The sequence below is a fragment of the Thermus sp. genome (assembly GCF_056332225.1).
The window spans coordinates 1-10140 of record NZ_JBWGQW010000051.1; the positions used below are offsets into that span (position 1 = coordinate 1).

At 68.1% G+C, this 10140-nt stretch carries 11 protein-coding genes, 1 tRNA gene and 1 rRNA gene; 5 read left to right on the forward strand and 8 right to left on the reverse strand.

Features of this window, described 5'->3' with window-relative positions:
- Together AC01Y6_RS08435 and AC01Y6_RS08440 are read left to right on the forward strand one after the other, a co-directional pair.
- Positions 1-67: ribosomal RNA gene (locus AC01Y6_RS08435) — 16S ribosomal RNA — on the forward strand; the annotation flags it as partial.
- A 93-nt stretch (positions 68-160) separates the two neighbouring features.
- Complete coding sequence (locus tag AC01Y6_RS08440; protein ID WP_347240328.1) at positions 161-619, forward strand: NUDIX hydrolase; 459 nt, start codon at positions 161-163, stop codon at positions 617-619.
- Here AC01Y6_RS08440 and meaB read toward each other — a convergent pair.
- Genes meaB through AC01Y6_RS08460 form a run of 4 tightly spaced genes read right to left on the reverse strand, consistent with a single transcriptional unit; the run spans position 578 to position 3977 of the window.
- Positions 578-1534, reverse strand: a complete 957-nt coding sequence (gene meaB, locus AC01Y6_RS08445) for a methylmalonyl Co-A mutase-associated GTPase MeaB (RefSeq protein WP_476671111.1) — start codon at positions 1532-1534, stop codon at positions 578-580. The two genes, AC01Y6_RS08440 and meaB, sit on opposite strands and share 42 nt — an antisense overlap.
- Before the next feature lie 32 nt (positions 1535-1566).
- On the reverse strand, positions 1567-1941 hold the full coding sequence (locus AC01Y6_RS08450; RefSeq protein WP_347240326.1) for a RidA family protein: 375 nt from the start codon (positions 1939-1941) through the stop codon (positions 1567-1569).
- Positions 1942-1945: 4 nt separating this feature from the next.
- Entirely contained in the window at positions 1946-3763 is a 1818-nt protein-coding gene (locus AC01Y6_RS08455) for a protein kinase domain-containing protein (RefSeq protein WP_347240325.1), read from the reverse strand.
- A gap of 1 nt (position 3764) precedes the next feature.
- Positions 3765-3977 (reverse strand): transcriptional regulator, encoded by a 213-nt coding sequence (locus AC01Y6_RS08460; RefSeq protein WP_347240324.1) that lies wholly within the window; start codon positions 3975-3977, stop codon positions 3765-3767.
- An 88-nt stretch (positions 3978-4065) separates the two neighbouring features.
- On the opposite strand from AC01Y6_RS08460, the gene murA reads away from it, so the two are divergent.
- Together murA and prfB are read left to right on the forward strand one after the other, a co-directional pair.
- A complete protein-coding gene (gene murA / locus AC01Y6_RS08465) occupies positions 4066-5364 on the forward strand; it encodes a UDP-N-acetylglucosamine 1-carboxyvinyltransferase (protein ID WP_476671112.1) in 1299 nt (432 codons plus the stop codon).
- Positions 5365-5559: 195 nt separating this feature from the next.
- A protein-coding gene (gene prfB, locus AC01Y6_RS08470) for a peptide chain release factor 2 (RefSeq protein WP_347240322.1) occupies positions 5560-6658 on the forward strand; the annotation gives its coding sequence in 2 pieces (ribosomal slippage) (positions 5560-5610 and positions 5612-6658; 1098 coding nt in all).
- 434 nt (positions 6659-7092) lie between these two features.
- Here prfB and phoU read toward each other — a convergent pair.
- From phoU to AC01Y6_RS08485, 3 genes are read right to left on the reverse strand one after another with little or no spacing between them, the layout of a single operon-like run.
- Entirely contained in the window at positions 7093-7755 is a 663-nt protein-coding gene (gene phoU / locus AC01Y6_RS08475; RefSeq protein ID WP_347240321.1) for a phosphate signaling complex protein PhoU, read from the reverse strand.
- Positions 7756-7769: 14 nt separating this feature from the next.
- Complete coding sequence (locus AC01Y6_RS08480; protein WP_347240320.1) at positions 7770-8693, reverse strand: sensor histidine kinase; 924 nt, start codon at positions 8691-8693, stop codon at positions 7770-7772.
- Positions 8690-9367: a response regulator transcription factor gene (locus tag AC01Y6_RS08485; RefSeq protein WP_428716324.1), complete on the reverse strand. Its 678-nt coding sequence runs from the start codon at positions 9365-9367 to the stop codon at positions 8690-8692. The genes AC01Y6_RS08480 and AC01Y6_RS08485 overlap by 4 nt, the downstream gene beginning before the upstream one ends.
- 89 nt (positions 9368-9456) lie before the next feature.
- Between AC01Y6_RS08485 and AC01Y6_RS08490 the strand changes: the two genes are divergently transcribed.
- A tRNA-Val gene (locus AC01Y6_RS08490) sits at positions 9457-9531 on the forward strand.
- 77 nt (positions 9532-9608) lie between these two features.
- Here AC01Y6_RS08490 and AC01Y6_RS08495 read toward each other — a convergent pair.
- Positions 9609-10140: site-specific integrase (locus AC01Y6_RS08495; RefSeq protein ID WP_476671113.1), on the reverse strand; the 532-nt coding region annotated here is incomplete at its 5' end.

Consider the following 10140-nt stretch of genomic DNA (forward strand, 5'->3'; position numbering starts at 1 on the left):
GCCCGTGACTGGGGCGAAGTCGTAACAAGGTAGCTGTACCGGAAGGTGCGGCTGGATCACCTCCTTTCTAAGGAGCTCAGATCTTTGCGTTCTCCCCTTTCCCAGATCCCTTGGGGGCGCCTTCGGGCGCCCCTTTTTTTTGCCTGAAGACGGGGGAAACGTGCGCAGGAAGCGGAAGGTGCAAGGGGCTAGGAAGCGGGTGATCTCCTCAGGAGGCGTGGTCCTCCGGGGGGAGCTGCCCGAGGTGCTAGTGGTCTCCTTGAAGGGGGGTCGGGTGGTGACCCTTCCCAAAGGGCAGGTGGAGCCCGGGGAGCGCTACCCCGAGACCGCCGTCCGAGAAGTGCGGGAGGAGACGGGGGTGGAGGCGGAGGTCCTTTCCCCCTTGGGCAAGGTGCGCTACTACTTCACCGTCCGGGAAGGGGAGGAGCCCGTAACCGTGAGCAAGGAGGTCCGCTACTTCCTCATGGCCTACCGCGGGGGTGAACCTAAGCCCCAGCTTTCCGAGGTGGAGGCCGCCTACTTCCTACCGGTTTCCGAGGCCTTAGAGCGCCTTTCCTATCCCAACGAGCGGGAGATGCTAAAAAGGGCCCTCCTCCGCTTCCGGGCGAAGAAGGCTTAGGGCGGCTTCCTCGGGGGAGACTTCCCCCCGGGCCACGGCGGCCACCAGGTCCCCGGCGTTTTGGGTTTTGCGGCGGCCCCACTCCTGGATCACGCTTTCTACCTCAAACCTGGCCCGCTCTAGGCGGTGGGCCTCGAGGAGCCCGTGCTCCAGGAGGTGGCGGTGGTGGGCCTCCAGGCCTGCAAAAAGCTCCTCTACCCCCTGGCCCGTGGCGGCCACCGTGGGGTAGATGGGAGGCCGCCAGCCCCCGGGGCGGGGCGGGGAGAGCTCCAGGGCGCTCTTTAACTCTTGAATGAGCCTTTCCCCGCCGGGCAGGTCAAACTTGTTCACGGCGAAGAGGTCGGCGATCTCCATGACCCCGGCCTTAAAGGCCTGCACGGCGTCCCCCGCCGCCGGGGTGAGGACGAGGAGGGTGGTGTCGGCCACCCGGGCGATGTCCACCTCGCTCTGGCCCACCCCCACCGTCTCCACGAAGATGCGGTCAAAGCCGAAGGCCTCCAAGAGGTTCAAGGCGGCCACCGTGGCCCCCGCCAGGCCGCCTAGGGCCCCCCGGGAGGCCATGGAGCGGATGTAGACCCCGGGGTCCTGGTGATGGCGCATCATGCGGATCCGGTCCCCCAGGATAGCCCCTCCCGTGAAGGGGCTAGAGGGGTCCACGGCCAGCACCCCCACCCGTTCCCCCCGCTTTCTGGCCTCCAGGATTAGGCGGTCCGTGAGGGTACTCTTTCCAGCTCCCGGGCTTCCCGTCACCCCCACCACCTTGGCCCGGCCCTGGCCTCGCACCCGCTTCAGGAGAGCCTGGCCCAACGGGTGGCCCGACTCCACCAAGGTCAGGGACCGGGCCAGGGCCCGGATATCCCCTTGCCGAAAACGGCGCTCCAGGTCCTCGGCCTGGCTGGTCCACACCTCCGCCATGCCGCCATTCTACGCTTTTCGGCAGGGGCGTTTTATTCCGCAAGGGCCACGCAGGCCACCTCCACCCGCACTCCCCGGGGAAGGGCTTTCACGGCCACCGTGGCCCGGGCGGGGTAAGGAGGAGAGAAGTACCGGGCGTAGACCTCGTTGAAGGCGGGAAAGTCCTCCATGTCGGCGAGGAAGCAGGTGGTCTGCACCACCCGGTGGAGGCCGGAGCCCGCCGCCTCCAGGATGGCCTTGAGGTTTTCCATCACCCTTTCGGTCTGGGCACGGATGTCCCCTTCCACCAGGTTTCCCTCCGGGCTGAGGGGGATCTGGCCGGAGACGAAAAGAAACCCCCCGGCCCGCACCGCCTGGGAATAGGGGCCGATGGCCTGGGGAGCGTGGGGGGTGTGGAGGGCTTCCATGGCCTCATCCTACGCCAAAGCGGTAAAGCTGCCCAAAGAGGTTCACCACCAGCACCTCCTGGGAAAGGGGCAAGGGAGGCACCTGGACTGGGCCCAGGCCCGTGGCCTCGAAGACCACCTGGCCCCTCCGGTCCACGGCCAGAAAGCGCCCCTCCTCCGTGGCCAGGAAGAGGTGCCCGGCCGCGTAGCTCAACCCGGCGGTGACCTTGCCCACCTCGAGGCTCCACACCTCCTCTCCCGTGGCCTGGTCCAGGGCCCTAAGAACCCCGTCCCAGGCGGCCACGTAGACCCGGCCCTCGTCCAGGGCGAGCCCCCCCCAGAGCGCCTCTTCCAGCTCCACGTTCCAAAGGGTCTCCCGGGTCAGGGGGTCAAAGGCGTAGACCTCCCCGGGCCAGGTGGGGATGAAGAGGAGGCCCCCGTGGGCGGCCACCGGGGTGTGGATGGGCCCGGTCCGCACCTTGTAGCGCAGGGCGCCCGTGGTGGGGTCCAGGGCGTAAAGCCACCCGTCCTCGGAACCCGCAAAGAGGAGGCCGCGGTAAAAGGTGGGGCTGGCGGAAAGGTGTCCCCCGGCGTGGAAGCGGAAGAGGAGCTGGTCCTTCTCGTAGGCGTAGAGGGTGCCGTCCCGGCTGGCCACGTAGACCCGGCCTCCCAGGACCAGGGGGCCCGCGGTGACCTCGGCCCCGGTCTCCGCCGTCCACTCCAGCCCGCGGCCCCGGAAGCGGCGCACCTTGCCGTCCCAGCACCCCACGTAGACCCCGCCCCGCACCACCGGGGGGGACGAGGCCTCCTCGGGAAGGCTCTGGTAGCGCACTTCCCCCGTGAGGAGGTCCACCTCGGCCAGGCTTTTCCCCACTCCCAGGTACACCCGCCCCCCGGCGTGGACCATCTCTCCCGGCCAGGCCGCCTCTCCTCCCAGGTCCAGCCTGCCCTTGAGGGCAAGGCGCCGGGGTTCGGGGGCCAGGGGATAGTGGCCCGAGCGGCTGGCCCCGGCCCGGGGGGTGGCCAGGCGAAGGGCCCGGAAGTCCTCTAGGACCCCTTGGAAGAGGGTGGGGTGGGAGGGGCGTTCCTCGGGGTGTTTGGCCAGGAGGGCGAGGACGGCTTCGCTGACTCCCTTGGGCAGGGTGGGGTTGAAGGTTTCGGGGGGCTTGGGAGGTTCGTAGACGTGCTGGAACAGGACCGCCTGGTCGTTTTCCCCCTCAAAGGGAGGTCTGCCGGTAAGGGTGCGGTAGAGCACGGCCCCGAAGCTGTAGAGATCGGCCTTGGGGGTGAGGGGAAGGCCCTTGGCCTGCTCGGGGGCCATGTAGGTGGGGGTGCCCAGGGTGTAGCCGGTGCGGGTGAGGTGGCGGCTTTCCTGCAGAAGGTAGGCCAGGCCGAAGTCCATCACCTTGGGGTGGCCTTCCTTAGTGAGGAGGATGTTTTTGGGGGTGAGGTCCCGGTGGAGGATGCCCTGGGCGTGGAGGTGGGCCAGGGCTTCCATCACCTCCTGGGCCGCCTCCAGGATGCGCTCCCCCTCGGGACCCTCCTCAAAGGGGCCCAGGCGGTCAAAGGTGCCCCCCTCCACCAGCTCCATGACGAAGTAGGGCCTGCCGTCCTCCTCCCCCAGGTCCAACACCTGGACGATGCCGGGGTGAAAGAGGCGGGAGAGGGCCCGGACCTCCAGCAAAAAGCGCTCCCTCTCGGGGGGAAGGGCCCGGGGGTGGAGGAGCTTCACCGCCACCTTGCGCCCCAGACGCTCGTCCACCGCCCGCCAGACCTCGGCCATGCCCCCGGAGCCCAGGGGAGCCTCGAGGCGGTACCGCCCGCCCAGGACCATGTGGGCCATTCTATTCTTCCGGCTCTAGGCGCTTCAGGAGTTCGGCCAGCTCCTCTTTGTTCCCCTCCAGTTCCTGGACGATTTTGGCGATGGCCAGGCGCACCACCTCTGATTTGGAAACCAAGCGCTCAGGACTGGAAAGGGCGTAGGCGGCCCGGGTGAGGAGGGCGTCCTGCTCCTCGGAGATGACCACCTGCAGCCGCTTCTTTTCCCTCTTCGGCATACCGCCCCTTGGGGTTTAGTGTAGCAGAAGGCCCATTGGCTTGACAATGCGTTTCTTGCGCTTTATGCTTACCGTGAGTAAGGTGTGTATGACGCACCCAGATCCGGGAAAAGGGGGCCGCAGGGTCCTGCGCGTGGAAGGGGGTGCGCCCCTTTCCGGAGAAGTGCGCATCTATCCCGCCAAGAACGCCGCCCTCCCTATCTTGGCGGCAAGCCTCCTCACCGAAGAGCCCGTCACCCTCCTGGAGGTCCCCAGGCTCCGTGACGTGGAGGTGATGCTGGAGCTTCTGGCCCACCTTGGCACCCGCTACGCCTGGGAAGGGCGCACCCTCCACCTCCACACCCCGGAGATCCGCTCCACCCATGCGCCCTACGAGCTGGTGGGGCAGATGCGGGCCAGCTTCATCGTCTGGGGAGCGCTTCTTGCCCGGGTGGGGGAGGCCAGGATCTCCCTCCCCGGGGGGTGCGCCTTCGGGGCCCGGCCTGTGGACCAGCACGTTAAGGCCCTAAGGGCCCTGGGGGCCGAGGTGGTGGAGGAGGAGGGCCAGTTCTACGCCCGCAGGACCCGCCCCCTCTCGGGCCGGGTGGTTTTTGACCTGCCCACCGTGGGGGGCACGGAGCAGGCCATGCTGGCCGTGGCCCTGGGGGGGGAGGCCACCTTGGTTCAGGCGGCCATGGAGCCGGAGGTGGAGGACCTGGGCCGCTTCCTGGAGATGCTGGGGGTGGAGGTGCGGGGTCTGGGCGGGGCGGTGCTCCACGTGCGGGGGGCCAAGCGCCTAGGGGGGGGCACTTACCGCATCATCCCCGACCGCATAGAAGCCGGCACCTACCTCTTGGCGGCGGCGGCCACCCGAGGAAGCCTCACCCTCACCGGGGTTCGCCCCGACCACCTGGACGCTTTATTGGATAAGTTGCAAGGTTCTGGGCACCGCCTCGAGGTAGGGGCGGACTGGGTGCGCTTCACCGCCACCCCCGACCCCCTTCCCCTTCAGGTGGAGGCCCGGGAGTACCCGGGCTTTCCCACGGACTTGCAGCCCATCGTCACCGCCTACCTGGCCACGGTGCCCGGGCAGAGCACCGTGACCGACCGGGTCTACCCCGACCGCTTCACCCACGTGGGGGAGCTGGCGAGGATGGGGGCGGAGCTCTACTTGAAGGACCGCACCCTCCTCATCCACGGCAAGCGCCTCCACGGGGCCCAGGTCAAGGCCCTGGACATCCGGGCTGGGGGCGGGTTGGTGGTGGCCGCCTTGAGCGCCGAGGGGGTTTCGGAGATCGAGGGGGTTTACTTCCTGGAGCGGGGGTACGAGGACCTGGTGGAACGGCTGGGTGCCCTAGGGGCCCAGGTGCGCCTCGAGGAAACCCCCCTGGCCGTGGCGGCCGACTGATGGCCTCGTCCCCTTCGCCCACGAACTCCCGGTACTCCTGATCCAAAGCCCGCATGAGGGCCTTGAGGTCCCGGGGCTTGGCGGTGAAGTACCAGCGGCCCTTTTCCCCGGGAAGGAAGTGGGCGTAGCCCTTGGCCTCCAGGGCCTGGGCCAGACGTGCGGCCTCGGGGAAAGTGGGGTACACTAAAGGGCGGTATGGACCTGGACCTTCTCGCCAAGCGCCTCGAGGGCCTTCGGGGGTATCTTTGACATCCCCGGAAAAGAGGCCCGCCTAAAGGAACTGGAACCCCGCCTGGAGGATCCCGGCCTCTGGCAAAACCCGGAGGAGGCCCGAAAGGTGAGCCAGGAAGCGGCCCGCCTCCGGCGCACCGTGGAGAACTTCCGTTCCTTGGAAAGCGACCTCCAGGGGCTTTTGGAGCTTTGGGAGGAGCTTCCCGCCGAGGAGCGGGAGGCGCTCAGGCCCGAGCTGGAGGAGGCCACAAGGAAGCTGGACGAGCTTTACCACCAGACCCTCCTTTCCTTCCCCCACGCCGAGAAAAACGCCATCCTCACCATCCAGCCCGGGGCCGGGGGAACGGAGGCCTGCGACTGGGCGGAGATGCTCCTTAGGATGTACACCCGCTTCGCCGAGCGCCAGGGCTTCCAGGTGGAGGTGGTGGACCTCACCCCTGGGCCCGAGGCGGGCATTGACTACGCCCAGATCCTGGTCAAGGGGGAGAACGCCTACGGCCTCCTCTCCCCGGAGGCGGGGGTCCACCGCCTGGTGCGCCCCTCGCCCTTTGACGCCTCGGGCCGCCGCCACACCTCCTTCGCCGGGGTGGAGGTCATGCCCGAGGTGGACGACACCGTGGAGGTGGTGATCCGGCCCGAGGACCTGCGCATCGACGTCTTCCGCTCCCAGGGCCACGGGGGCCAAGGGGTGAACACCACGGACTCGGCGGTGCGCATCGTCCACCTGCCCACGGGCATCACCGTCACCTGCCAGGCTACAAGGAGCCAGATCAAGAACAAGGAGCTCGCCATGAAGGTCCTCCGCTCGAGGCTTTTTGAGCTGGAATGGAAGAAGAAGCAGGAGGAGCTTCAGAGGCTCCGGGGCGAGGCTCGGCCCATCGAGTGGGGGAGCCAGATCCGTAGCTACGTCCTGGACAAGCAGTACGTGAAGGACCACCGCACGGGCCTCATGCGCTTTGACCCCCAGAACGTCCTGGACGGGGACCTTTTGGACTTCATCTGGGCCGGGTTGGAGTGGAAGGCGGGCCGCCGTCAGGCGGCGGAGGAAGTCGAGGCGGAGTAATGCCACCCCATGCCCGCTTGCCCTTGGGCCAAGGGCTTGGGAGACGCTTAGGGAGGCCCTTCTTGATTCCGGGCGAGGGCTTTCTTCAAGAGCGCCGCGATGCGGGCTTCCTCGGCGGGACCCAGCGTAGGCCACGGGCCACATGGGCCCTTCGTCCAGCTGGGCCAGGTCGGTGAACCCTAAGGTGGCGTAACGGGCCTTGAACTTGTGGGCGGGTTGGAAGAAGCAAAGAACCCGGCCCTTCCGGGCATAGGCGGGCATCCCGTACCGAAGCCGCGGCTGAAGCCTGGGGGCTTCTTGCCGGACGAGGGCGTGGAGCCTCAGGAAGAGGGAGCGATCGGGCTCGGGCTACAGCCAGGACCGCTTTCTCTCCTTGGGGCCGCTTGCTTGAAGGCGCGGCTTCAGGGCCGCCTTCTCCTCGGGGGTGAGTCCCATCAATAGACGTCCTCCGGGGCCTTGTACACCTCCCCGGTGAGCCAGTAGATGACCCTTTCGGCGATGTTCTCCAGGTGGTCCCCGAGCCTTTCGTAGCTCCGGGCCACCCGCATCAGGGTGAGGGCCTTGGTGAGGGTGCGGGGGTCTTCCATCATGTAGGTGATGAGTTCCCGGCTCACCTCCTCGTAGAGGGCGTCCACCTGGTCGTCCATGCTGAGGACCATGCGGGCGAGCCCCGCGTCCCGCTCGGCCACGGCCTTGCTCAGGGCGTCCATCATCTCCAGGAGCCTGCGGCCCATCTCGGGGAGGATGACGTAGCGCTTCAAGGGAGGCTCCTGGGAGAGGAGGAAGGCGTCCTCGGCCACGTGCATGGCGTAGTCCCCGGCCCGCTCCAGGTCGGTGAGGGCCTTGATGACGGTGAAGATGAGGCGCAGATCCGAGGCCACGGGCTGGTGCCGGGCGATGACGGCGATGGCCTGGTTCTCCACCTTGAGCTCCAGGGCGTCCACCTCCTTGTCCCGGGCGATCACCCCTTCGGCCTTGGCCCGGTCCGCCTCCACCAGGGCCTCCGTGGCCTCCTGGGTCATCTGGCGCACCAAGGAGAGCATCCGGAGGCTTTCTTCCAGAAGCTCGTTTAGGGCTTTGTCTAAGGCTTCGCGCATGCTACCTCCTTCCTTCAGTCTAGGGGAAGGCGCACCCCGAAAACGTTGGCCTCCCCTTCCCGCCCGGCGTAGGCCTCACCGCCCAGGGCCCGGGCCAGGCGGCGCACCAGGTAGAGGCCGAGGCCCTGCCCTCCCACCTCCACCTTTCCCCGCCTTCCGGGGAGGAAGAGGGCCTCGTACTCGGAGAGGGGAGGACCCGCGTCGCGCACCTCAACATAGACCCATCGGAAAGGGCCCAGGGGGTCCCCGCCCGCTTCTTCCCGAGAGAGGAGGCGGATAGGGTCTTGGCCGTACTTGAGGGCGTTGTCCAGGAGGTTGAGGAGGATCTGCAGGAGGCTTTCCGGGTCGGTGGTGAGGGCGTGGGGAAGGGAGACCTCCACCACCCTTCCCTTAAGCCTTTCCTGGAGGAGGCCTTCCAGCCTTGGCCAAAGCTCGGCCAGGGCCACGGGCCGCTTGGGGCCGGGCCGGATGGGGGAGAGGGCTTCCACCAGGCGGGCGAGACGGGCCACCTCGGCCTTGAGGAGGGCCAGGACCTCCCTTTCCTGGGGGGTCTTGGGGGTGAGCGCTTCCAGGAGGGGGCCCATGCCGGAAAGGGGAGTGCGGAGCTCGTGGGCTAGGGTCTGGGTGGCCTCCTCCAGGGCCTGGAGGCGCCTCTGCCCCTCGGTTTCGTCCAGGAGGTAAAGCCTTCCCGGGAGGGCCCTGGCCCAAAGCAGGCGGTCCCGCACCTCCAAAAGCCTCTCCCCGCCGTGGAGGGCCAGGGCCTCGAGGCGGTGGTCCCTAAGGGCCAGGAGGAGAGGGCGTCCCATCACCTTTTCCCGGTTCACCCCGAGGAGCTCCGCGGCCTTGGGGTTGAGGTAGACCACCTGGCGGTTCTCGTGAAGGACAAGGCCCTCCAGGGCCTCTTCCCAGGCCTGGGCCCGCGCCTCCTCGTCCCTCACCCTTCCCCCGCTTCCTTGAACCGGTACCCCACCCCACGCACCGTTTCCAGGAAGCGGGGGGCCTTGGGGTCCTCCCCGAGCTTTTCCCTTAACTGGAGGACGTGCTGGTCCACGGTCCTGGGGGTGCCCATAAAGTCTTGGCCCCACACCGCCTCCAGAAGCTCTTCCCGGGTGTAGACCCGGCCCGGGCGGCTTGCCAGGAAAGCCAGAAGCTCAAACTCCCGCCGGGTCAGGGGAAGGGGCCGCCCCTCCAGGCTCGCCTCCATGCGCTCCAGGTCCAAGAGAAGGGGCCCCCTTTTGAGGATCTTGCGCTTGCCCGCCCGGCGCAGGAGGGCCTCGAGGCGGGCCAGGAGCTCCTCGGTGGCGAAGGGCTTCACCAGGTAGTCGTCCGCCCCCCGGGAAAGCCCCTCCACCCGGTCCCGCACCTCGGCCCGGGCGGTGAGCATGAGGACGGGGAGGTGGGGGTAGGGCCCCTGGCGCATCCTCTCCAGGAGGCGGGTTCCCGGCTCGTCGGGGAGCATCCAGTCTAGGATCACCACCTCGGCCTCCTTGAGAAAGCTCCAGGCTTCCTGGGCCAGGGCGGCCTCGAGGACCCGGTAGCCCGCTCGCTCCAGGGCGAGGCGCACCCCCAGGCGCACGGCGGGTTCGTCCTCTACCAGGAGCACCGTAGCCACGCCTCCAGTCTAGCCCCTTTCCTGTCAGCGTTTTGTCAAGGATTTTGCTTGACAGGCTTCGCCGCGGCGTGCTACCCTTCTAGAGGCTGGGGCGGCTAGCTCAGCGGAAGAGCGCTCGCCTCACACGCGAGAGGTCGTAGGTTCAAGTCCTACGCCGCCCACCAAGTCCAGGACACAAAGCTTCCCCCCACGGTAGCGTGGGGGGAAAGCCTTTAGCCGGTTTATCAGCCGGTCTATTCACTCAGGCTTGGGCGCGGGTAGCGGGGTGGAGAAGGTCTTCCAGGTCCAAGACGTACCCCCGGCGCTCCTCCTCCAGAAGGTGGCGGTACACGCTGAGGGTGATGGTGGGGGAGGCGTGGCCCAGCCGCTCACTCACCACCTCCAGGGGGATGCCCCGGGAGAGGGCCAGGGTGGCCCAGGTGTGCCGGAGGTCGTGTACCCGCACCCGGCCCAGGCCCGCCCTTTCGGCCAGGCGGCGGAGGTAGTGGTTGAAGGCATCGGGGTCCACGGGCTTCTCCCCGCCCACCAGGAAGAGGCCGCCCACCTCCTCCGGGGTCAGGCGCTCCAGAAGCTCCTCCCGGCGGGCTTGGAGCCTAAGGAGGAGCCCCCTCGGTAGGGGCACCACCCGCTTGGCCGTGGGGGTCTTGGGCTCGGAGAAGGCCCCCTTGCCCTTGACCTTTACCCAAGCACGCCACACCCGCACCTCGCCCCGCTCCAGGTCCACGTCCCGCCATTGGAGGGCCAGGGCCTCCCCCCGGCGCAAGCCGGTTTCC